The organism is Dyella sp. AD56 (assembly GCF_002878475.1).
Lineage (GTDB): Bacteria > Pseudomonadota > Gammaproteobacteria > Xanthomonadales > Rhodanobacteraceae > Dyella.
Map to the genome: position 1 here is coordinate 35,301 of NZ_NRDP01000016.1, position 22,131 is coordinate 57,431.

Genomic DNA, 22,131 nt, shown 5'->3' on the forward strand with positions numbered 1-22,131 from the left:
ATCTGGGCCGGACCAGCGAGCCGGCGGGGCTTACCCCGCGAGTGACGCCAAGACCTGCATTACGGACTTCGCCGCCCTCGGCACCACGGAACTGGCGGAGGCCAGCCCTTACGCGGCAGCACAAGGCGCGACGAGGTCTTCATCAGTGACTGGATACCAGCTGCAGATGACGATGCGCTTGCGAAACGGCATGTTCCTTCCGGCGCGCGACCTGATGGCCACGGGGAGCGTCGGAAAGGCGGTGAGCTTCGGACGACGGAACATCCTGCACCTGGCTCAACGGAGCCGGCACGGTGATCGTCCAGGAACGGGAATCCACACGGCTGCCCGAGCGGGCAACACGCAGACGAAAGAAATCGCGAAGGAGCTTCATGGCCCTTTCTCCTCGTTAACGGCGCTGTGGCGCCGTCAGGGGAGGGCCGGTCTTCCCTAGTCCAGGAAAGCGCCAGCCGACCGCAGGCGGTCGCCGCAGCAGATCAGCTTGTAATGCAATGCCGGCACCCGATGCTCGCGGATGTCGACGTTGCGACTAGGGTAAACGTCCATATGCCTTGGGTTGATAGGACAGAGGCCACTGAGGGCAGGTTGCGCCCGGTGGCGCGCGCATTGTCTTGCTGCGGTGCAGAAGTGTCAACCCTATGACAAGGGTTTGGGGTGGCGAAAGTTGCTGCGTTCAGGGGTTGGGGTGGGATGTGAGGGCGGCCGTAACGGAAGCTCGCAGGGTTCAGTGACAACGCCGCACTGAAGTCGCGCACAAGGCGCCCCACAGATGGGCATTCGCTTTACTGGTTTGGCTTTTGGCTTTTGGCTTTTGGCTTTTGGCTTTTGGCTTTTGGCTTTTGCTCTTCGCCCCGGCTTTTGATCTACCGGGTCCCCGTATGAGGCGGCGGGCGGGTGGAGAGAAGGCCCCGCAGGGGTGGCTGGCCGGGTTCCGGGCTTCAGCCCGATAGGCGCCTCATCCGGGGGGCCCGCTCTTTGGGTTACTTTTCTTTACTCCGGGCATCCTGCCCTTCGCCCTTCGGGCCGGCTCCGCCGTTCGCACGCGCTCCTGCGCGTGCGTGGGCACGCAAAGAAAAGTGACTCGGCCTCCGGCAGGAGGTCGAAAGCCCGCCGCAGGCGAGCCAGGTCGCCGCCACGCGACAACTAAGAATACAGAAACTGGTTCCCGGCCTGCGCCGGGATGACGATTTCGTTGAAACGATAAGGCGAGCACCCACCCCTCACCCCAACCCTCTCCCCGCAGGGGAGAGGGAGAAAACAACGTCAAATCGTGCGCTCGAGCACCACACCCTGATGCTGCACCAACGGCTCCATCAACCAATGATCCACCAACAAAAACGCAAACAACGCCATCAAGTACACGATGGAATAGTTAAACACCTTCATCGCGAAAAACTCATCCGGCGGATTAAGTAACCGCACCGCGTAATACAGAAAACCAGCACCCAACACCACCGCGCCGCCCAGATACACCATCCCGCTATAACCCGTCAGCGCCGGCAGCAACGTCACCAGCACCAGCAGGATCGTGTAGAACAACACGTGCCAGCGCGTAAACACCACGCCATGCGTCACCGGCAACATCGGCACCTGCGCACGCGAATAATCGTCGCGGCGGAAAATCGCCAACGCCCAGAAATGCGGCGGCGTCCACACGAAAATAATCAGGCAAAGCTGCAGTGCGAACGGATGCAACGCACCTGTCACCGCTGTCCAGCCGAGCACCGGCGGAATCGCGCCAGCCAGCCCACCGATCACAATGTTCTGCGGCGTCGCCCGCTTGAGGTAAGCCGTATAGACCACGGCATAACCGATCAAGCCACCGAAGGTGAGCAGCGCGGTCAGCGGATTGACCAGCACTACCAGCTCCACCATCGACAGCGCGCCCAGAACAAGCGCAAACGTAAACACCTGGCGTGGCGTGAGCTGCCCGGTGGCGAGCGGGCGATGCGCGGTGCGCGCCATCACTTTGTCGATGCGCTGGTCGATCAGGTGATTGAACGCGGCAGCTGAGCCCGACGCCATCCAGATACCTAGCGTGCCGAACACCAGCGCACGCCACGGCGGCATGCCAGGTACGGCGAGGAACATACCGATGACGGCGCAGAACACCAGCAGCGCGACGACGCGCGGCTTGGTCAGTTCCAGGTACTCATGGAAACGTCTGCTCATCGTCAACGGTGTCCGTAGGAAAGAAACATCGCGTCGCCATGACGCTTCTGTGTGCGCGCCAGCGTAGCCAGTAGCGTGAATAACAGCAGCGCAGCCACGCCATTGTGCAGCGTTGCCACCGGCAACGGCAGCCCAAAATGCACATTGCTGATGCCCAGCAGTACTTGCGCCACCAACACCACGGCAATCGCCAGCCCCTGCGCGCGCAGGCCTCGGCGCGATACGCGGTGCGACAGCCAGGCCAGATAGCAGAACACCACCAACGCACCGATGCGATGCGTGATCTGGATAGCGCTACGCGCGGCCATATCGAGCACGCCACCTTCGTAGTTCACGCCAATGCCGCGCCACAATACGAAGGCTTCATGGAAATCAGTGGGCGGAGCCCACTGGCCCAGGCATTTGGGGAAGCCCGTACCGCAGGCGAGCGCCGCGTAGTTGGACGAGGTCCAACCGCCCAGTGCGATCTGCGCCAGCAACAGCACGATACCGACTACCACCGCCGCGCGCAGACCGGCATAGCTGTCGTTGGGCGCACTAACGCCCGCGAAACGCAACGCGGCATAGGCCAGCAAGGCGAACGTCGTAATACCGCCCATCAAGTGGCCCATGACCACGATGGGCTTAAGCAGCAAGGTCACCGTCCACATGCCGAGCATCGCCTGGAACACAACCACGGCGAAGGCCAGCACGCTGATGCGCCATGCACCCGGCCGGTCGAGTCCCATGGCCGCGATAAGTGGCAATCCGATGGCCGCGAGTGACACCCATAACGACCAGTGGTGCTCGCCCTTGATGTACATCCCGACGCCTACCGCGGCGCAGATCGCACCGACGATCACCGCGTAGCGCGCCCATGGCCGGCGCCAGCTGGCCACCAACGCAAGCGCCAGCACCAGCGTACCCAGCGTGCCTGCAAGGAAGCGGTGCACCTGCTCGCGCCACGCTTTGTGCGTTTCGTACGGGCGATCCGGGAAAGCCTGATTGGCCTGCGCGATCTCGTGCTGCTGCTCCGGCCACGCGGCGCGGCCATAGCAAGTCGGCCAGTCCGGACAGGAAAGCCCTGCGTTGGACAAGCGCACGAATGCGCCGAACATCACCACGCCAAAGGCGAACACGGCCGCGAGCAACGCAAGGCCGCGCAGCACTCTGATGGAACGGGCGGTCATCAGCGGATCACCTTCTGAAGGTCCTTGCGCAAGCCGGTGGGATCGAAGCCCGCAGGATAGAACGACAGCGCGGTACCGTCGGATTCGACCAACAGCGCATTGACCGTATCGGGCGTAGTCGGCGTGAACGGCGCCAAGGCCCCCATCGAATCCTGGCCCAGCTTCCAATAGCTCGTCATGCCGCTGGCGGCAGCATCGGCTGGCGGCTTGCCCACGTACAGCAGGCGCAAGCGCGATGCGTTTTGATTGAGTGTGATGCGCGCCGCGGCGATCTTGGTGAGCACATCCATGCATTGTTTCGCGCAATCAGGCCCGACCAGCGCTACCAGCGTGAGCTGCGGCTCACTGGCGCGCCACGCCCAGGTATCGCCATTGGTCAGGGATACCGGCACTTGCTCCGCGGCGAAGTTGCGCTGTGGCGTGACCGGCTGGCCGTTGGCCTTCCCACTGGGCTGCCAACCCGAGAGCGTCAGCAACATCGCCCCAACGATCGGCGCAGCGAACACCAGCGCGATCAGCAGCAGCTTCAGGCGACTTTTACGCAACGCGGTGGAATCAGGTGAGTTCATGGTTTGTCCGATCGGGAAGGTCGACGACGATGCAGTACCAGCAAGATCACTACCGCCGCGACGGCGAAGGTAAACCACTGGAAAGCATAGGCGCGATGGCGCGCCGGTGGCATCGCCGAGAAGTCGATGGTGTGCTCGCGCACGTAGATGGAGGAAGGGTCCGCATCAAGGATGAGCACCTGCGGATATAACGCGGTGCCAAGGTCGGCGGCCACTTGCGGCAGCTCCAGGTAGACCGTGGTCTTGGGCCACTGCGTCTGGCGCGCCAGTGCATTGCCACCCATTTCGAAGCCTACCCCAGGGGCCGGCACATAGAGACCCTGCAGCGTTTGCACACCCGTGGGCAACGGCGGCAATTGTGGCACCTGATCGGTGCCGTTACCGGGTAGAAAGCCGAGGTCCACCAGCAGCAGGTGGTCGCCGCTGTGCAGACGGAAAGGCGCATAGACTTCCACGCCGCCGCGCTGATCGTGTTTCGGGTTGTCCAGCAGGTAGAGACGATCGGTGCGGTACTCACCCTCCACGCGAATGCGCGGAAACGCATCGACGGGGGGATTCGAGGCCACTGCGGCAAAGTCGCGCGGGGCAGCTGTTTCCGCTGTGGCATACCGCCGCAGAATTTGCTCTTTTTCGTCCGCGCGATGCAGCTGCCACACGCCCAAACGTATGAAAAGCAAGGCGCCAGCCACCGTGAGCAGCAGCGCAAACCACGACGGACGGCGCAGCCACTTCACGCAGTGGCACCGTGCACGACCGCTATACTGCGGATGTCAAAAACGTTCGGACCTATCACGTGGAAACCATCTACAAATATGCGCTGGTGATTCTGCTGCTGGTGGTGTTGTTCAATCTTGGTCAGGCCTTGTACTTCATGATGACCGATAAGGAAGGCAGCAAGCGCACGGTGTGGGCGCTGACGCGCCGCATCGGGTTGTCGGTGCTGCTCATCCTGATGGTCGTGCTTGGCATCTGGATGGGCTGGCTCCATCCGCATGGCGTGGGCCAGTAATTGTAGCTTCCCGCCGTCGCTGGCGCCTCGCTTGCGACATCTGGTTCCCCGAAGGCCCGCCACTGGCGGGCCTTCGTTTTTCCATCCCGGAGCGCGTCCGAAGGGCGGTGGCGGATCCAACAAAAAGCCCGCCATTCGGCGGGCTTTTTGTTGCGACGCGTCAGCGCCTCAGAGAATGTAGACGAACATGAAGAGGCCCAGCCACACCACGTCGACGAAGTGCCAGTACCAGGCCACCGCCTCGAACGCGAAATGGTGCTCCTTGGTGAAATGACCCTTGGCCACGCGCAGCCAGATCACCGCCAGCATGATCGTGCCCAGCGTCACGTGCATGCCGTGGAAGCCGGTGAGCATGAAGAAGGTCGAGCCGTACACGCCGCTCTGGAGCGTGAGGTTGAGCTCCTTGTAGGCCTCGATGTACTCGTGCGCCTGGAACCACAGGAAGGTGGCGCCCAGCAGCACGGTGAGGCCGAGGAACACGAGGATCTTGCCGCGATGACCGGCCTTCAGCGCATGGTGCGCGATGGTCACGGTGACGCTGGAGGAAAGCAGGATCAGCGTATTCAGCAGCGGCAGGCCCCACGGCGCCACGGTCTGGAACGAGCCACCGATGCGCCCCGGACCGCCACCGCCGCTAGCACCCCACGAGGCGGCGTAGTTGTCCCACAGGAACTGGTGCGTCAGCACGCCGTGACCTTCGCCGCCGAGCCACGGCACCGCGAACATGCGGGCGTAGAACAGCGCACCGAAGAAAGCGCCGAAGAACATCACCTCGGAGAAGATGAACCACATCATGCCCATGCGGAACGAGCGATCCACCTGGCTGTTGTAGTTGCCCGCCAGCGATTCGCGGATCACCGAACGGAACCAGCCAAAGAACATCAGCAGGATGCCAACGAAGCCGATGGTAAGCATCGTCTTGCCGAAGCTCGCTTCACCCGGCGGCGCATTCAGCCAATGGGCGGCACCGAGCACGGTCACGAACATGACCACCGCAGCCACGATCGGCCACTGGCTCTTGGATGGAACGAAATAAACGCCTTCTTGCTGAGCCATGTGAGATCCCTGTGGAACGCTCTGTCTACGTCAACGGTACGACATGGAAATGCGACAGCGGTCGCGTCAGGAGTACTTCAGCCCCTGCAACAACGAGAGCACGAAGATCGCGAAGGCAATGCCACCGAACACCGTGACGGTGAGTCGGACGCCCTTCTTGCGGGCCTGCTCGATCGTTGTTGTCGATGACTGGTTCATCCGTTCGCTTCCCGTCGCCCCGGCACAAGGCCGGAGCGATCATGCTTGGTATCAATCGTCGGTGTGGCCATGGGCCAGTTCTTCGTCGTGAATCACCGGCGGCACTTCGAACGTGTGGTACGGCGCCGGCGACGGCAGCGTCCACTCCAGGCCCCTGGCACCTTCCCACACGCGGTCGAGAGCCTTCTTCTTGGAGAACCACACCGCGTGGATGATCACGCCCACGAAGATCAGCTGCGAAGCGCCAAACAGGAAGCCGCCGATCGAGCTGATCATGTTGAAGTTGGCGAATGCCACGTTGTAGTCGGGGATGCGGCGCGGCATGCCGGCCAGGCCCAGGAAGTGCTGAGGGAAGAACAACACGTTCACCCAGATCACGCTGTTCCAGAAATGGATCTTGCCCCAGGTCTCCGAGTACATGTGGCCGGTCCACTTGGGCAGCCAGTAGTACGTGGCGGCGATGATGGCGAAGATCGCGCCGGTCACCAGCACGTAGTGGAAGTGCGCCACCACGAAGTACGAGTCATGGTACTGGAAGTCCGCCGGGGCCAGGGCCAGCATCAGACCGGAGAAGCCGCCGATGGTGAATAGGATGACGAACGCCACGGCAAATAGCATGGGCGTTTCGAACGTCATCGAGCCGCCCCACATGGTGCTGACCCAGTTGAACACCTTCACGCCCGTCGGCACCGCAATCAGCATGGTGGCGTACATGAAGAAGATTTCGCCGCCCAGCGGCAGACCCACCGCAAACATGTGGTGCGCCCACACAATGAACGACAGGAAGGCGATCGACGCGATGGCGAACACCATCGCCTTGTAACCAAAGATCGGCTTGCGCGCGAAGGTCGGGATGATCTCGGACACCAGGCCAAAGGCCGGCAAGATCATGATGTAGACCTCGGGGTGACCGAAGAACCAGAAGATGTGCTGGAACAGTATCGGGTCGCCACCGCCCGCGGCATTGAAGAAGCTGGTGCCGAAGTACTTGTCGGTGAGCAGCATGGTCACCGCACCCGCCAGCACCGGCATCACCGCGATCAGCAGGAACGCCGTGATCAACCAGCTCCACACGAACACCGGCATCTTCAGCAGATCCATGCCCGGCGCACGCATGTTGAGGATGGTCGCGATGATGTTGATCGCGCCCATGATGGAGCTGATACCCATCAAGTGCACCGCGAACACCAGGTACGCCACCGAGTCACCCTGCAGCGACAGCGGCGGATACATCGTCCAACCGCCGGCCGGGCCACCGCCCGGAAGGAACAGCGTGGACAGCAGCAGCGCGAAGGCGAACGGCAAGATCCAGAACGACAGGTTGTTCATGCGCGGCAACGCCATGTCCGGCGCACCGATCATCAGCGGGATCATCCAGTTGCCCAGGCCCACGAAGGCCGGCATCACCGCGCCGAAGATCATGACCAGCGCATGCATCGTGGTCATTTCGTTGAAGAAGTACGGCTGCACCAGCTGCAAGCCGGGCTTGAACAACTCCGCGCGGATCACCATCGCGAAGCTGCCGCCAATGAAGAACATCAACAGCGAGAACACCAGGTAGAGCGTGCCGATGTCCTTGTGGTTGGTGGACATGCACCAACGCACAAAGAAATTCTTGGGCGCGCCGTGGTGATCATCGTGATGATCGTGTGTAGCTGCGTGGGCCATGCCTTACACCTCTACCTAAATGCGAATGCTGTTGATGGGCTGATTGCTCAGCCTTGATGGCCCTGCGAAACAGGTGCGTCGGTCGCCTGCGCCGTAGCGGGTACGGCAGCGGTGGAAGCCGCCGCCGGAGCAGCAGGCTGCGCGGGCTTGTTGGCCTCGGCTTCCTGATGGGCCAGCCACTTCTCGAACTCGGCCTTCGGCAGCGCCTTCACCACGATCGGCATAAAGCCGTGATCCTGGCCGCACAACTCGGCGCACTGACCGCGGTACACACCCGGCTCGGTGATGTTGGTCCAGGCCGCGTTGACGATGCCCGGGATGGCATCCATCTTCCAGCCCAGCGCCGGCACCCACCACGAGTGGATCACGTCGCCAGCGGTGATGACAAAGCGGATCTTGGTGCCGACCGGTACCACCAGCGGCTTGTCCACGTTGATCAGGTAGGTGTTGTAACCGTCGACCTTCACTGCGTTCGGGTCGAGACCCGAGTTCAGCTGGCGCGTCTCGTCGCTTTCTTTGTCGAGCTTGGACATGAAGCCGACCTTGTCGATCGCCTTGCCCTTGTAGTCGATGTAGTCATAGCGCCACTTCCACTGGTAGCCGGTGACCTTGACGGTCATTTCCGAGCCCGTGGTGTCGGCGAACGTGCGCAGACCGCCCGTGGCGAGATAAGCCAGCACGATCAGGATAATGACGGGGATGGTGGTCCACACGATTTCCAGCGTCGTGTTGTGGGACCACTTTTCGGCCACTGCGCCGCGCGATTTGCGGAAGCGGAACATGGCGATGAACATCGCGCCGAACACGAGGATGCCGATAACGACGCAAACGCCGAAGGCAACGTTGTTGAGGAAGTAAGCCTCAGGTGACCAGGTGGATACGCCGCGGGTCATGTTCAACTGCCCGGGCTGCGGATTGGCGAGCGCCACGCCGCCGAACATCGTGAGTGCGAAGAGTGCTGCCGTGACCGCTCGCTTGATACCACTAGGCCTGATGCCGCCAGATGTCATGTCGTGATGCACCTTTGTTGAACCTACCTGCGCTGCTTTTGAGTCAACTCCGCCAGCAGCACCATGAGTTTCCTTGACAGCTCGGCACGCTCCTCTTCCCCGAGGAAAGCCCCGATTTCCAGCTCCCGTCCGTGCGACGTCAGCAACAGACGGCCTCTCCCTTGGCCAGACACCAGTTGTACACGCACCCAGTACGTCTGAAAGCGCGCACTTCGCCGACCTGGCAGGGATTGCACCTCCAGCGACGACTCGTCGAGGGTGATGCGTTCGCTGCGGTCGCCCGCCCGCCAAGCCACGCCCAAGGCGAAAGCCACCGCGGTGGACTCGACCAGTGCGAATAGAGGAGCAAAGACATTCCCCTGCCATGCTCCCAACACGGCCGTCGTCAGCGCCAGCGCTGCCAGGCCTCCGATCAGTCGACGCAGGTCGCGGCGGCTGAGGGCGCGATTGGGCTTGAGCCACATCGTCGCGCACGGCAAGCCGGCCACTGCTGGTCGAAGCACGATCATGAGAACCCGGCGTGCCTGGAACGCAGGCATGATAGGCCGCGAGCGCGTCGGGGAGCAACAACGCCGCATGTGCTTGATTTGAAGCAAGGATGAACGCACGCCGCGGTATCTGTCGGCATGCGCACGACGTGTGTCTCCGTGCGATTGTGTGGATTGTCATGGGCTTGGGCGATGGGCTTCCGACATGCCCGGGTCAGCCTCCGTGGGTCGCGCGAGGGGTGCGACGGTTTGCCACATGTCAATCTGCCGCCCCCGTTCTCATGCCGCAGGGCGACAGAACATCCGGCCCGGGCACCTCTCTACCGGTTCTCCTGCCCCGCCCACATATATATGTAGGTCGGCGGCATGCCCCTGCCGCACCGCAGCACCACGTACGGGTGCGTGCGTATTCCCCCACAAGTACAATCCCGCGATTCCCCGCCCCACCAACGTCTCGGCTAAAACTCTAGTGACACAGCTCATTCTCAGTCCCGAACTGCCGACCGGCGTGGAGCCGGCGCGTGCGCGCATTACCGCCAACTGGCTGCGCGACGAAACCGAAGCGGTCAACGACCTGCTTGCCCAAGCCACCCTGCCCGCTGTCGAGCGCGAAAAGGTGATCGACCTGGCCGCTGAGCTGGTGACCCGCGTGCGGGCCCGCGCCAAGGACCAGAGCGCGGTCGAATCCTTCATGCGCCAGTACGACCTTTCTTCGGAAGAAGGCGTGCTGCTCATGTGCGTGGCCGAAGCACTGCTGCGCATCCCCGACAAAACCACCGCGGACAAGCTGATCCGCGACAAGCTGGGTGATGCGAACTGGAAGAAGCATCTGGGCCAGAGCGAGTCGGTGTTCGTCAACATGTCGACCTGGGGCCTCATGCTCACCGGCAAGCTGGTGACGCTGTCGGAAGAAACCCGCCACGATTTCACCGGCGCGCTGCGTCGCTTGGTGGGCCGCGCAGGTGAGCCAGCGATTCGTCTGGCCGTGCGTCAGGCCATGCGCATCATGGGTCACCAGTTTGTGATGGGGCAGACCATCGGCGACGCACTGGATCGTTGCGCGCAGAAGGAATATGCGATGTATCGCTATTCCTACGACATGCTGGGCGAATCGGCGCTCACCGGCGAAACTGCTGAGCGCTACCAGCAGGATTACCGCAACGCGATCGCGTCGATCGGGTCGCGTGGTCCGTTCGCCAATCACACCGATGCACCGTCGATCTCGGTGAAACTCTCCGCACTGCACCCGCGCTACGAAGTGGCCAAGCGTGAGATTGCGCGCCGTGATCTCACTGCCAAGTTGCTTGAGCTGTCGCAGCTGGCGATGAAGCAGGGCATCGCGCTTTCCGTCGATGCGGAAGAAGCGGATCGCCTGGAGCTTTCCCTCGACATCATTGGCGACGTGTTCGCGCATCCCTCGTTGGAAGGCTGGAACGGCCTTGGCATCGTGGTGCAGGCCTATGCCAAGCGCACGCCCTTCGTCATCGATTGGCTGATCGAAACCGCGCGTGCCTCCGGCCGCCGCTGGTACGTGCGCCTGGTGAAGGGCGCGTACTGGGACGCGGAAGTAAAACGCGCGCAGGAAAACGGCCTTTCCGGTTACCCGGTGTATACGCGCAAGCCGAACACTGACGTGTCGTACCTCGCGTGTGCGCGCAAGCTGTTGGACGCGGGCGTGGCACTGATCTACCCGCAGTTCGCCACGCACAACGCGCATACCATCGCCGCCGTGCATCACATCGCGCAGGGTCGTCCGTACGAGTACCAGCGCCTGCACGGCATGGGCACGGACCTTTACGCCGAAGTGATCGGCAAGCCCGATGCTAATAAGGGCGGGCTCAACGTGCCGTGCCGCGTGTACGCACCGGTGGGCACGCATGAAGACCTGCTGCCTTACCTCGTGCGCCGCCTGCTGGAAAATGGCGCCAACACCAGCTTCGTCAACCGCGTCGTTGACGAATCGCTGCCGGTGCGCGAACTGGTCGCCGATCCGTGCGAGACCGTGCGCTCCTTTGCCTCCATCCCTCACCCGCGCATCCCCCTGCCGGTGAATCTCTACGGTGAACTTCGGAAGAACTCCATGGGCGTCAACTTCTCCAACGACAACGAACTGAAGGCCCTCGCCGAGGCAATCCATAGCAACAACGGTCCGTGGAACGCCGAACCGCTGGTGCCGGGTGCCAAGAGCACCGGCGCTACCGTGCAGGTGACCAATCCCGCCGATCGTCGTCAGGTCGTGGGCAGCTACGTCACCGCCGACAGCGCCACCGTCGACAAGGCGCTGGCCAACGCCGTTGCCGCGCATCACGCGTGGGATCGACTGCCGGCCGCCAGCCGCGCTGCGATTCTTGAGCACGCCGCTGAGCAGCTCGAAGCGCGTCGTGGCGAGTTCATTGCGCTGTGCGTGCGCGAAGCAGGCAAGAGCCTGCCGGACGCCATCGCCGAGATCCGCGAGGCTGCCGACTTCCTGCGCTATTACGCCACCATGGCGCGCCGCTTGTTTGGCCATCCGGAACAGTTGCCGGGTCCGACCGGCGAGAGCAACCAGTTGTTCCTCAACGGCCGCGGCGTGTTCGTCTGCATCAGCCCGTGGAACTTCCCGCTGGCCATCTTCCTGGGCCAGGTGAGCGCCGCGCTTGCCGCTGGCAACAGCGTGCTCGCCAAGCCCGCCGAACAGACCAGCCTGATCGGCTACGTCGCCGTGAAGCTGCTGCACGATGCCGGCGTTCCCGCCGATGTGCTGCAGTATCTGCCGGGTGACGGCGCCACCGTCGGTGCCGCACTGACGCGTGACCCGCGTGTGTCGGGTGTCGCATTCACGGGTTCCACCGAAACAGCATGGGCGATCAACCGCGCACTCGCCGCGCGCAACGCGCCCATCGCTGCGTTGATCGCCGAAACCGGCGGCCAGAACGCGATGATTGCCGACTCCTCCGCGCTGCCAGAACAGATCGTCAAGGACGTGATCTCCTCCGCATTCCAGTCCGCCGGCCAGCGTTGCTCCGCTGCGCGCGTGCTGTTCGTGCAGGAAGACATCGCCGACAAGGTCAATGCGATGCTTGCCGGTGCGATGGCCGAGTTGAAGGTCGGCGATCCGGGCCAGCTATCCACCGACGTGGGCCCGGTGATCGACGAGGACGCGAAGAAGATCCTCGTGGACCACGCCGCGCGCATGGACAAGGAAGCGAAGAAGATCGGCGAAGTGACGCTGGATCCGGCGACCACCGGCAACGGCACGTTCTTCGCGCCGCGCGCGTATGAGATCCCGGGCCTCGCCACGCTGACCCGCGAAATCTTCGGCCCGGTGCTGCACGTGATCCGCTGGAAGGCCGATGACCTGCCGAAGGTGGTCGACCAGATCAATGCCACCGGTTACGGCCTGACGCTGGGCATCCACAGCCGCATCGACGACACGGTGGAGTTCATCCAGACCCGTGCACGCGTGGGCAACTGCTACGTCAACCGCAACCAGATCGGCGCCGTGGTCGGCGTGCAGCCGTTCGGTGGCGAAGGCCTGTCGGGCACCGGCCCGAAGGCCGGTGGCCCGCACTACCTGCTGCGTTTTGCCGGCGAGCGCACGCTCACCATCAACACCACCGCCGCTGGCGGCAACGCTTCGCTGCTCACCATCGGCGAGTAAGCGCGACACGAGGCCGGCGTATCTTCGCCGGCCTCTTTCTTTCGACGGGAGATCCGCATGCGGTACGCGGCACGACTCGCATCGATGCTGGCGATGACACTGCTCGCCTCATCGCTCCACGCCACGCCCGCACAGGATGACGAACAACGTTTCGTCGCCACACTGCAATTGGGCCCTGCGCCCGACGTCCATTACCTCGACACCAACGGCAAACCGGTCAGTTACGCCGCGTTTGCGCAGCAGCTCGGGGCGGGCCGCGACTACAGCAGCACCAGCGACAGCAAGGCGAACACCGCTATGCTGCGCCTGCGCCCACCCGGCACCACTACCGGCACGGGGCGCTTCTCCTTCGGGCGTGGCAGCGCGTTTCCGCCGTTCGAACTACCTGCGTTGCAAGGCGGCACGCAACACGCCAGTGATCTGCGCGGCCGCTACACGCTGGTGAGTTTCTTTTTCGCCGAATGTGGGCCATGCATTGCCGAAGTACCCGTGCTCAATGCCTTCGCCAAGGCGAACGGCGACATGGGCTTTGTCGCGATCACCTACCAGGACGCGGATACCGCCCGGCAGTTCGTCAATGATCGTGGCCTGCGTTGGCCGGTGCTGCTTAATGGTCAGGCCCTGATCGATACGCTTGGCGTGAGCGTCTATCCCACACTCGTGCTGATCGATCCGTCTGGCCATGTAGCCGGCGCGGCAGTCGGTATGACGATGCGCGATGGCCAGGACAAGCAGCTCGCCGATCTGACCGGCTGGGTGCAGCAGTGGAAGAAAGCGACGGCCGCCTCTTCCGCAGGAGCACACCCCGAGAGTGACAAGCCGCACCCTTGACGATCAACTGAAGCAATGGCCGATGCTTGGTGGTCAGTAAGGTGTGGCTTCGATCAATGCATGCTCCGCGCTGCACTGTGCTCCTGCATTCGACGGCGCTGTCTTGCGATAGTCCGCCAACTCCACGCGTGCCGCCGCCAGCTGCGTCTGGAACGCTTCCGACGCATGCAGCACCGCCACCACCGACGCGCCATTCATCGCCCCTGCTTCGATCGCGCTGAGGTTGTGCACGCCACACACCACGCGACTGTCGGCGAAGGCGCGGGAACGCAGTAGCAGATCGCTGGCCCGATCGGGTGCGAGCTCCGACAGCACCAGGCCTACCGCCCAGCCGCGCGTGGCGTGGCCGGAGGGATAGTCGAAGCTCTTGGCGAGCTGCGCGGTGGACTGACAGGTCGCGCCCTCGTCGATCAGGAAGGGACGCTGCCGCTGGTTGGCCTTCTTCGCAGGCGCGGTGGAGGCATCCGCCGCGCTGCTGGTGGCATCCACCAGGGCCGCCAGCTTCGGCAGCTTCGCGGCGTCCAGCGACACACCCATGGCACAGCTGAAATCGCCCATAAGCTTGGGCGTGGCGTAGTCCACATCCTGCTGGGCCAGGGTCCAGCGCGGCGTGCCCTGTAGCTTGCGTGTGGCGAGAAACACCTGACGGTCGGCCTGGTAACGGGCCGTACCCGCCGTGGGCGCGGCCGGTAGCAATTCGGCCGTCCGCAACGAGGCGACGGCGGATCTTGCATCGTCCGAGGGCACATTCAATGCCGGCGCGTGCACAGGGGCGCAGGCAGCCAGGGATAACAGGCCAAGCCAGGCGGCACGGCGAAAATGGGCCAGGATGGTACTCGTCAGCGCTCTCCCGAGGGACAACGGCGCCCCGGCCTTGTGCATTGCGCAAGGCGATGGGCCTGACACCATGATATAGATCAAGGGGTGTCGCCGGGTCGCCCGGCGTGCTCAGGGGGTGGGAGCTGAGTCATGACGTCTGTTGCCGTCAGCCATGCCATTGATGACGCCGTTGCGCCGCCGGGCGCTGACGCGCGTTATACCGTGGCCGAAACGCCGCCGAACATTCTGGTGCACCTGACCCAGCTGGCGCTGTCACGCGGGTTGCGCTGCGACGGCTGGTTCGCCGGCTCAGGATTGACGCGTGAGCAGCTCAACGACCCGACCCTGCGCATTTCCTATCGGCAAGCGCATTCGGTGATCCGGCGGGCACTACAGGCCACCGGGGAACCGGGCCTGGGCTTGGCCGTGGGGCGCGGGGAGACACTTGGCAGCTTTGGCCTGCTGGGCCTTGCCATGATGACCTCCGCCACCTTCGGCGACGCCATGCAGGTGGGCATTGCCCATCATCGCGTGAGTGGCAGCCTGGTCGACGTGAGTTTTGAAGTGCTGAGCCCGCGCGAGGTGGCGCTGGCCGTATGGCCGCGCTTCAACGATGCACCGCTATTACCTTTCCTGTGTGAAGAGCTGTTCGCCAGCTCGCTGGCCATTGCACGGGAACTGGCCGGCCCCGGCTTTCAACCGATGCGCCTGGAGCTGACCTACGCACGACCCGCTTGCGCGAAAGACTATGCCGAGTTCTTCCAGTGCGAACTGGTGTTCGGCGCACGCCACAACCGCATCGTGGTTGACGCGCGGTGGCTGGAACACCCGCTGCCCACGCACAACCCGCTGACCGCGCAGCAGGCGTTGTCCCTGTGCACGCAACAACACGATGTCGATGGGCCCCAGCAGGAAGTTGTCGCCTCCGTGGAACGCCTGCTACGCAGCCATCTGCGCAATCAACCACGCCTGCCTGACGTGGCGCGCATGCTCAATATGAGCGAACGCTCGCTGCGCCGCCGACTCGCCGAAGGCGGTCGTGTGTTCCGCGAGATCCACGACCGCGTGCGCGCCGAGCGTGCACTGGAACTACTCCACGGCGGCACCCTCAGCGTGGCCGAGATCGGTCTGGAGATCGGCTTCAGCGACCCACGCGAATTCCGTCGCGCGTTCAAGCGCTGGACCGGCATGCCGCCGCGCAGTGCGCGACAGCGCGCCGCCTAAGAGCCTATTCGTCCAGCTGCCCGCGCGATTGCGCATCGACGAAAGCAGACACCGGCCACACCGCGAGCCAGATGCCGCGGAACGGCTGGATGTAGACGGCATTGGCGCGGGCCGCGGCGGATAGCCTGCGCGGATAGGTGATCACCAGCCCCTGCGGATGCGCCTGCGCCCACTGCCTCACTTCGTTGACGCTGTGAAGCTGCGTCACCGGCTCGGTAAGGCGTCCCAGGAAGGTGTACTGGCCGTCGTTCGATTCCAGGTTGGCAACCGGGCGGCCACCCGCTTCCGCGTGGGCCAGCATGCGCGCCACTGGGGTGAAGTCGTAGGCAGGCCACAACGTGAGCGTGAACAGGCCATTCGCGGTGACGACGGCGATGAGGCCGACGATGGCGACGCGATACAACTCGCCCTTGCGAAGCACGAGCAGAGGTACGGAAAGCAGCAGGAAAGCGATGCCGAACGGCATGCTGTACCGGGTCAGACCTATCAACAGGTGATCGCTGATGTGCCCACTGCGCACCAGTGACTCCATGGAAAGCAACGCCACGCCCGCCACCGCGCACGCCAGCGCCAGCGGCCACGGGCCAAGCCAGCGTGATGCGACGGGGCGTCGCTCTTGCAGCAAGGCGAGAGACGCCGCCATGAGCAAGGCGAATCCGCCGAACTCCGGCAGTAAGTAATAAGGCTGCTTGCCGCTGACCAGCGAGAAGCCAATGAACACCGGCACCAGCCATGCCGCGAGGAATCGCAGACCGACTTCCAGCGGACGGCGCAACGATGCCAGCGCAACCCACACGCGCGGCCAGAGTACAAAGGGAAACAGCAGAACCGGCAGCACCGTCAGATACCACCAGAACGGCTCGCGGTGCGCGAACGCATCTACCACGCGACCCGCGGTCTGATGGACGACCAGCTTCTGCCGATAGGTTTCGCCGCCGGTGGTGGTGGCTAGAAGAACCCAGACCAACAGCAGCAGCAGGCCAGCCACGAGCGCAACTGCGCCACCGATATACCAGCGACGACGCTCCTGTTTCGCCCAACGGTTCCACCACGGCCCCAGCAGCCACGGGAGTGCCACGTGGAGCAGCATCACCGGGCCCTTGCTGAGCAAGCCCAGGCCCACGGCAAGTGCGAACCAACCGAAGCGTGGAGACTCCCGCTTTTCCGTCGGTACCAGGCACAACAGCGCCGCCAGCACGCAGTCGGCGAGCAGCACCTCGTACATCACCTGCAGGCCGAACAGGAAACCAAAACTATAAGCCGCGAGTATCCACGGTGCGGTGCGCGCCACGATGGGGCGATCGGGAAACAGACGCTGCGCCAACCGATGCACCAGCACCAGTTGCACCGCGCCGAGCAAAACTTCCAATAGGCGCGGCCATACATCGCCCACACCACCAACGGCCCAGCCGAGATGGATCAGCCACAGCAGCAACGGCGGCTTGTCGCTGTACGGCAAACCGTTGAGGTAAGGCACCAGGAAGCTCTGCCGCAGCCACATTTCCCACGCCACCGACAACGTGCGTGTGGAATACATCGGCATCGGGCCGTGCTGAAAGATGGCGATAAGCGCGGCCACCAGCCAGCACCATAGCCACGGCATAGCCATCACCGAAGCCTGCAGGCGACGGAGCGGCGTGGATGGCGAAACAGAGCTGGAGGTCGATGTCGTCACACTGGAAACTCGAAAGGACGCAAGGTGCACTGGTTACGGAGAACGGAAAAGCGAGCCGCTGGATGACGGCGATGGTCAGCGGCCCCGGTCGATGCCGCCCCAATCATCCACATCGCCCGCAGGCACCACGCCGCCGCGACAAGCCGGCGCGACCGCATCCAGCCGGTATAGCCGCCAGTCGCGGCCGCTGGTCACACCCATGTCCAGCGTCTTCGCCGGGTCGACACAAGGCGCCATGATGTCCGATAGGACAAGCACCCAGCGGTCGGAAGGCGACTGCTCCTGCCAGCGGATCGAATCTGCCAACTGCTCATGCCACGGCGTGACGAAGCCGAAATCGGCCACCTTGCGATGGAAGGCCAGTGGCAGTTCTTCTTTCCATGCCACCAACGCCAGCTTCGCGTTCGGCCCGACCACCTGCTCCACGCGTCGCACCAGCGGCTCCTGCGAACTGGCGCGCGCCAACAGCGGCGCGACCCACAGCCCCCAGACCATCCAGACGCCCGCCATGCCGGCCAGCACGGCGATGCCGGCACGACGCAGCCGGAACAACGCCGCGCACGCCAGCATCCACACACCCATCACCAGGAACGCAAGCCACAACGACGATGCATTCGCCCCGAGCTGACGCCCCGCAGCGAAGCGCTGCATCCACGCCGAGGGATGCACCAGCGCCTGCGCGCCCAGCACCACCAGCGGCAACGCCAGCAGGAGCACAAAGCCGATGGCCAGCCATTGCGCCCAGCGCTTTTCCAGAATGCTGCTCAGCCACGGCCCCGCGCAAAGTGCGAGCAGCGGCAGCGCCGGCATGATGTACACATCACGCTTGGCGCGCGTGAGACTGAAAAAGACGATCACCAGCACCGCCCAAGCCAGCGGCAGCAGCACGCGAGCGTCGCGCTCGCGCAGCGCCTGTCGCCATGCTGGCAATAGTCCCGGCAAGGCAAGACTCAGGGGCAACCACGAGGTGAAGATCACTTCGATATAGAACCACGGTGGCTGGAAGCTGTTCCACGGATGCACGTAACGGTGCACCGTCTGGTTCACGAAGATGTCGTTGACGTAGGCACGCGCGGCGGCGCTGTCATGCGTATGCACGTAGATCGCCAGTGGCACCAGCCAAAGCGCCAGCGCGGCGACGAAGGCCAGCGCACCACCGAGCCATACCGCGATACCGCCGTCGGCGGGAGCCAACCCTTGCCAGCGGTATTTCCGTGCGAACCACCACGGCACCACCATCAGGAAGGCCAGCACGCCCACGCCCTTGGTGATGACGCCCAACCCTGCTGCGAAACAGCCAAGCCACAGCGCACGGCGATCCGGCCCTAACAGCGCATGCCGCAGGATGCCGACGTTCGCCGCAGTGACAAAGAACGTGACGGTGGGGTCGATCTGGCCGCGTTTCGCCTGGAAGACGAACTGCACGGTGCACAGCAGCGCCAGCGCCGCCCACAGCCCGGCCCGATGCCCCCATAGCCGCCGCCCGAGGTCGTAGATCAGCCACAAGGTGCCCAGCGAGGCCAGCAGCGACGGCAACAGGAAGGCGATGCGCCAATCCCCCGTCAGTGCATGCGATGCGGCCTGCGCCGCCATGAACAGGGGTGGCTTATCCGAGTACCAATCCGCACCGCGATGGGGAATCAGCCAGTTGCCGGATGCCGCCATCTGATGGGCGACCAGCGCGAAGCGCGGCTCGTCGGAGGGCGTGGGGGTACGCATACCGATGCCCGCCGCCAGCAATACCAACGCCGCGAGCATCAGAAACCACCGCTCCATCGGCTCGTGCAATTCGTCACGCCACCGGGTCACCGACCCGGAGCGTCGCGCAGCATCATCCACGGTAAAACCCCATCAATGGGACAGGCTAAGGTGGCCTAGATTACCTTGATGCCCGCCCACGTCGTCCCAGTTCAACGAAAGACTGGCAGTTGCACCGCCAGAAACGCCGCCTTCCTTCAGCAGCGTCGGAAAAGCACGTACCACCTGCACTGCCGCCTCACGGGCGGACATACCGTGCGTCAGCAGAGGGCAGCTACCCATGCCGTAAGGCGCGTACACCGAGGCATCGGTCACGCAGAACATGCCGACGGTGGGCACTTTGGACGCCACGGCAAGGTGCATCACGCCGCAGTCTGCAGTGATCATCAGGTCCATGTTGGCCATCACCGCGCCCATGCGACGGATGTCGGAGGAGTAATAGCCCGTCCAGGCCTCCCCAAGCATGGAGTGCCCATGCATCGGAATCAGCTCGAGCAAGTTCGCCTGCGGGTTCATCTCCTTGAACGCCGTGATGAATTCGGCCCACCAGGATTCGGAGTAGCGCTTGGCACCCGTGGCATTGGCGAAGATGCCGATGACCGGACGGGAGGCGTCCTGCTGCGCTTCGTGCAGCAACTGGTTCACCACCGAACGGCCAAGCGCACGCTCGTCGTCCGTCAGCCGGATATCGAGCGAGGGATAGTGACTGGTGTCGTCCACCACGCCCGAGTAATGCGCCCGCGCCCAACGCAGCAGGTTGATGGGGCGCTGGGCCATATGGTCGCCGGCCACGGCAGTCGGCACGGGATGCGACAGGCCCGAACCCTTCGCGTCATCGCTAAAACCGAGCGTGTAGCGACCGCGCAGGTAGCGTGTCATCGCACGGCTGAAGCCTGAGCCCAGGCAAGGATCGATGATCAGGTCGTACTGCGTCTTGCGGATGCCGAACAACATCGCCAGAAACGCGAACGGATGCTTAAACCCGCGCTTGGGCAAGCAGTAGACGTTCTTGACGCTGAAGAAGGTGGAGAACACCTCTTCTGCGAGGCCGCCTTCCGAAAGGATGTCTATTTCCGCGCCGACATACAGCCGTTCCAATTCCTGGATGAGCGGCGTCAACAAGATGGTGTTGCCGAGCCGATGGTTCGGCCGACACACCAGGATCCGGTAAATACCCCTGCGCGACAGGGACGTTTGTGCAGCACTGACGCTGGATATATTCACGCAACACCAAGATGGAAAAACATGGAACGAGGTCAACGCGTCCGGTGCTACGCCGGGTGACACACCCGACCTGAAATCTTCCCTGATACAAGGCTTAGTATCTGCGCCACTCACTTTCGTGAAACTTATGCGCAGCAATTACACGGTTTTTACGTTTAGGTTTTCTTGCGACTAGGTTTCGCAGACTACACGCGATTTGTTCCATCAACGGATATATCCCCGATTCCGTGCACTCAGTACCTGTCACGTTATTTAAACGATCGTCACACTGGCCGCTTTGCCCCCCTTAGCCGTCCGTTCTGCCCTCCCTTGTGCACTGCAGTTTCCGGGACAGTGTCACGTCACGCAGCCAGCCGCTCCTGGGGAGGAAAGCGACCATGCGCAAGATCCTATTGTTTCTCGCCCTGCCGTTGGCCCTGTCGGCCTGCCATCACGAAGAACAGGCGGCACAGAGCAGCACCGACGCCTCGTTCGAGTCCAAGCTGCAGGAACAGTTGCTGGACGCCAAGCCTGGCAGCGTCATCGATATTCCTGCCGGCCACTATCACCTCACGCGTGGCCTGAGCCTGCGTACCGATGGCGTCACCATCAAGGGCGCCGGCATGGACAAAACCGTGCTGTCGTTCAAGGGTCAGGTGGTCGGCCCCGAAGGCCTGCTGGTGAATGCGAACGACTTCACCATTGAGAACCTCGCGCTGGAAGACACCAAGGGCGACGCGCTCAAGATCAACCAGGGCAAGAACATCACCATCCGCGGCGTACGCGTGGAGTGGACGGGTGGCCCCAAGACCACCAACGGCGCCTACGGCCTGTATCCGGTGAAGACGCAGAACGTGCTGGTGGAAGATTCCGTCGTAATCGGCGCCTCCGACGCCGGTATCTACGTCGGCCAGTCCAACACCATCGTGGTGCGCCGCAACCGAGCCGAATACAACGTAGCCGGCATCGAGATCGAGAACTCGGTGAACGCCGACGTGTACGACAACATCGCCACCAACAATACCGGCGGCATCCTGGTGTTCAACATGCCCAACCTCTCGCAGGCGGGCCACAGCACGCGCGTGTTCAAGAACAAGGTGTACGCCAACAACACCGATAACTTCGCCGCCAAGGGCGCGGCCGTGGCCAGCGTGCCGCGCGGTGCGGGTGTGGTGGTGAACTCCAACGACAAGGTGGAGATCTTCGATAACGACATCGCCGACAACCAGACGACGAACGTCATCATCTCCAGCTACTTCTCCACCAACTACTACAACACCAAGGGTGTCGCGGCCGACTACAACCCGTACCCCAAGGGCATCTTCATCTACGACAACCGCTTCAAGGGCGGCGGCGATTCGCCGGACGGCCTCAAGCTGAAGACGCTCAAGACAGCGGTGTTCGGCATCAACGGCAAGTTCCCCGACATCCTTTGGGACGGCTATGTGGACGAGAAGACTCTCGTCGACGGCATGCCGCCCGCGTCGGATCGCTTCTGCATCCAGAACGGCGACATCGGCGTGATCAACGCCGACGGCCCGCACGACTACAAGAATCCCAGCACCGACACCAAGCCCTACCAGTGCACGCTACCCAAGCTGCCGCCGGTCGTTCTTGATCCGGAACCGAAGGCCTGAGGTAG

General features: G+C 63.3%; 19 protein-coding genes. 5 read left to right on the forward strand and 14 right to left on the reverse strand.

The window, feature by feature from the left end:
• Positions 1-142 precede the first annotated feature (142 nt).
• The 5 genes from DyAD56_RS23580 to DyAD56_RS12130 form a co-directional block, all read right to left on the reverse strand.
• Positions 143-373: a hypothetical protein gene (locus tag DyAD56_RS23580; protein ID WP_146010491.1), complete on the reverse strand. Its 231-nt coding sequence runs from the start codon at positions 371-373 to the stop codon at positions 143-145.
• A gap of 890 nt (positions 374-1,263) precedes the next feature.
• The gene (cyoE, locus tag DyAD56_RS12115; RefSeq protein ID WP_102303025.1) at positions 1,264-2,172 is read right to left on the reverse strand and encodes a heme o synthase; all 909 of its coding nucleotides are present in this window, start codon (positions 2,170-2,172) and stop codon (positions 1,264-1,266) included.
• A 2-nt stretch (positions 2,173-2,174) separates the two neighbouring features.
• Positions 2,175-3,341: a COX15/CtaA family protein gene (locus DyAD56_RS12120; protein WP_102303026.1), complete on the reverse strand. Its 1,167-nt coding sequence runs from the start codon at positions 3,339-3,341 to the stop codon at positions 2,175-2,177.
• Positions 3,341-3,910 (reverse strand): hypothetical protein, encoded by a 570-nt coding sequence (locus tag DyAD56_RS12125; protein ID WP_102303027.1) that lies wholly within the window; start codon positions 3,908-3,910, stop codon positions 3,341-3,343. The genes DyAD56_RS12120 and DyAD56_RS12125 overlap by 1 nt, the downstream gene beginning before the upstream one ends.
• Entirely contained in the window at positions 3,907-4,644 is a 738-nt protein-coding gene (locus DyAD56_RS12130) for an SURF1 family protein (RefSeq protein ID WP_102303028.1), read from the reverse strand. Before DyAD56_RS12130 ends, DyAD56_RS12125 begins: the two co-directional genes overlap by 4 nt.
• Positions 4,645-4,703: 59 nt before the next feature.
• Between DyAD56_RS12130 and DyAD56_RS12135 the strand changes: the two genes are divergently transcribed.
• The gene (locus DyAD56_RS12135; protein ID WP_019464088.1) at positions 4,704-4,919 is read left to right on the forward strand and encodes a twin transmembrane helix small protein; all 216 of its coding nucleotides are present in this window, start codon (positions 4,704-4,706) and stop codon (positions 4,917-4,919) included.
• A 168-nt stretch (positions 4,920-5,087) separates the two neighbouring features.
• On the opposite strand, the gene DyAD56_RS12140 is transcribed toward DyAD56_RS12135, so the two are convergent.
• The 5 genes from DyAD56_RS12140 to DyAD56_RS12155 form a co-directional block, all read right to left on the reverse strand.
• A complete protein-coding gene (locus DyAD56_RS12140) occupies positions 5,088-5,975 on the reverse strand; it encodes a cytochrome c oxidase subunit 3 (RefSeq protein WP_102303029.1) in 888 nt (295 codons plus the stop codon).
• Between the two features lie 66 nt (positions 5,976-6,041).
• A complete protein-coding gene (locus tag DyAD56_RS24445; protein WP_255409216.1) occupies positions 6,042-6,173 on the reverse strand; it encodes a hypothetical protein in 132 nt (43 codons plus the stop codon).
• Positions 6,174-6,224: 51 nt separating this feature from the next.
• The gene (gene ctaD / locus DyAD56_RS12145; protein ID WP_102303030.1) at positions 6,225-7,841 is read right to left on the reverse strand and encodes a cytochrome c oxidase subunit I; all 1,617 of its coding nucleotides are present in this window, start codon (positions 7,839-7,841) and stop codon (positions 6,225-6,227) included.
• 47 nt (positions 7,842-7,888) lie between these two features.
• Positions 7,889-8,851, reverse strand: a complete 963-nt coding sequence (gene coxB, locus DyAD56_RS12150) for a cytochrome c oxidase subunit II (RefSeq protein ID WP_102303031.1) — start codon at positions 8,849-8,851, stop codon at positions 7,889-7,891.
• A 23-nt stretch (positions 8,852-8,874) separates the two neighbouring features.
• Complete coding sequence (locus DyAD56_RS12155; protein ID WP_309445427.1) at positions 8,875-9,360, reverse strand: DUF2244 domain-containing protein; 486 nt, start codon at positions 9,358-9,360, stop codon at positions 8,875-8,877.
• A gap of 448 nt (positions 9,361-9,808) precedes the next feature.
• On the opposite strand from DyAD56_RS12155, the gene putA reads away from it, so the two are divergent.
• The gene (gene putA / locus DyAD56_RS12160) at positions 9,809-12,979 is read left to right on the forward strand and encodes a bifunctional proline dehydrogenase/L-glutamate gamma-semialdehyde dehydrogenase PutA (RefSeq protein ID WP_102303032.1); all 3,171 of its coding nucleotides are present in this window, start codon (positions 9,809-9,811) and stop codon (positions 12,977-12,979) included.
• A 57-nt stretch (positions 12,980-13,036) separates the two neighbouring features.
• Positions 13,037-13,810 carry a TlpA disulfide reductase family protein gene (locus DyAD56_RS12165; protein WP_102303033.1) on the forward strand — a complete coding sequence of 258 codons (774 nt, stop codon included), beginning with the start codon at positions 13,037-13,039 and terminating at the stop codon, positions 13,808-13,810.
• Positions 13,811-13,843: 33 nt separating this feature from the next.
• Here DyAD56_RS12165 and DyAD56_RS12170 read toward each other — a convergent pair whose 3' ends face one another.
• A complete protein-coding gene (locus DyAD56_RS12170) occupies positions 13,844-14,557 on the reverse strand; it encodes a phosphatase PAP2 family protein (protein WP_233202403.1) in 714 nt (237 codons plus the stop codon).
• Positions 14,558-14,779: 222 nt separating this feature from the next.
• Between DyAD56_RS12170 and DyAD56_RS12175 the strand changes: the two genes are divergently transcribed.
• Positions 14,780-15,853: an AraC family transcriptional regulator gene (locus DyAD56_RS12175; protein WP_102303035.1), complete on the forward strand. Its 1,074-nt coding sequence runs from the start codon at positions 14,780-14,782 to the stop codon at positions 15,851-15,853.
• A gap of 4 nt (positions 15,854-15,857) precedes the next feature.
• On the opposite strand, the gene DyAD56_RS12180 is transcribed toward DyAD56_RS12175, so the two are convergent.
• The 3 genes from DyAD56_RS12180 to DyAD56_RS12190 all read right to left on the reverse strand — a co-directional run bounded on the left by DyAD56_RS12180 (position 15,858) and on the right by DyAD56_RS12190 (position 20,408).
• Positions 15,858-17,528: a glycosyltransferase family 39 protein gene (locus DyAD56_RS12180; protein ID WP_233202395.1), complete on the reverse strand. Its 1,671-nt coding sequence runs from the start codon at positions 17,526-17,528 to the stop codon at positions 15,858-15,860.
• Positions 17,529-17,603: 75 nt separating this feature from the next.
• Positions 17,604-19,367 carry a glycosyltransferase family 39 protein gene (locus tag DyAD56_RS12185; protein ID WP_233202396.1) on the reverse strand — a complete coding sequence of 588 codons (1,764 nt, stop codon included), beginning with the start codon at positions 19,365-19,367 and terminating at the stop codon, positions 17,604-17,606.
• A 12-nt stretch (positions 19,368-19,379) separates the two neighbouring features.
• Entirely contained in the window at positions 19,380-20,408 is a 1,029-nt protein-coding gene (locus DyAD56_RS12190) for a glycosyltransferase family 9 protein (protein ID WP_146010493.1), read from the reverse strand.
• Positions 20,409-20,887: 479 nt separating this feature from the next.
• Here DyAD56_RS12190 and DyAD56_RS12195 point away from each other — a divergent pair, with 479 nt between their 5' ends.
• Positions 20,888-22,126: a parallel beta-helix domain-containing protein gene (locus tag DyAD56_RS12195; RefSeq protein ID WP_102303037.1), complete on the forward strand. Its 1,239-nt coding sequence runs from the start codon at positions 20,888-20,890 to the stop codon at positions 22,124-22,126.
• Positions 22,127-22,131: the final 5 nt, after the last annotated feature.

Coding starts and splice junctions, on each gene's coding strand:
- DyAD56_RS12120 (WP_102303026.1), bottom strand. CDS start 3,341: ATGACCGCCCGTTCCATCAGAGTGCTGCGCGGCCTTGCGTTGCTCGCG.
- DyAD56_RS12140 (WP_102303029.1), bottom strand. CDS start 5,975: ATGGCTCAGCAAGAAGGCGTTTATTTCGTTCCATCCAAGAGCCAGTGG.
- DyAD56_RS12165 (WP_102303033.1), top strand. CDS start 13,037: ATGCGGTACGCGGCACGACTCGCATCGATGCTGGCGATGACACTGCTC.
- DyAD56_RS12125 (WP_102303027.1), bottom strand. CDS start 3,910: ATGAACTCACCTGATTCCACCGCGTTGCGTAAAAGTCGCCTGAAGCTG.
- DyAD56_RS24445 (WP_255409216.1), bottom strand. CDS start 6,173: ATGAACCAGTCATCGACAACAACGATCGAGCAGGCCCGCAAGAAGGGC.
- DyAD56_RS12195 (WP_102303037.1), top strand. CDS start 20,888: ATGCGCAAGATCCTATTGTTTCTCGCCCTGCCGTTGGCCCTGTCGGCC.
- DyAD56_RS12155 (WP_309445427.1), bottom strand. CDS start 9,360: ATGATCGTGCTTCGACCAGCAGTGGCCGGCTTGCCGTGCGCGACGATG.
- ctaD (WP_102303030.1), bottom strand. CDS start 7,841: ATGGCCCACGCAGCTACACACGATCATCACGATGATCACCACGGCGCG.
- cyoE (WP_102303025.1), bottom strand. CDS start 2,172: ATGAGCAGACGTTTCCATGAGTACCTGGAACTGACCAAGCCGCGCGTC.
- coxB (WP_102303031.1), bottom strand. CDS start 8,851: ATGACATCTGGCGGCATCAGGCCTAGTGGTATCAAGCGAGCGGTCACG.
- DyAD56_RS12175 (WP_102303035.1), top strand. CDS start 14,780: ATGACGTCTGTTGCCGTCAGCCATGCCATTGATGACGCCGTTGCGCCG.
- DyAD56_RS23580 (WP_146010491.1), bottom strand. CDS start 373: ATGAAGCTCCTTCGCGATTTCTTTCGTCTGCGTGTTGCCCGCTCGGGC.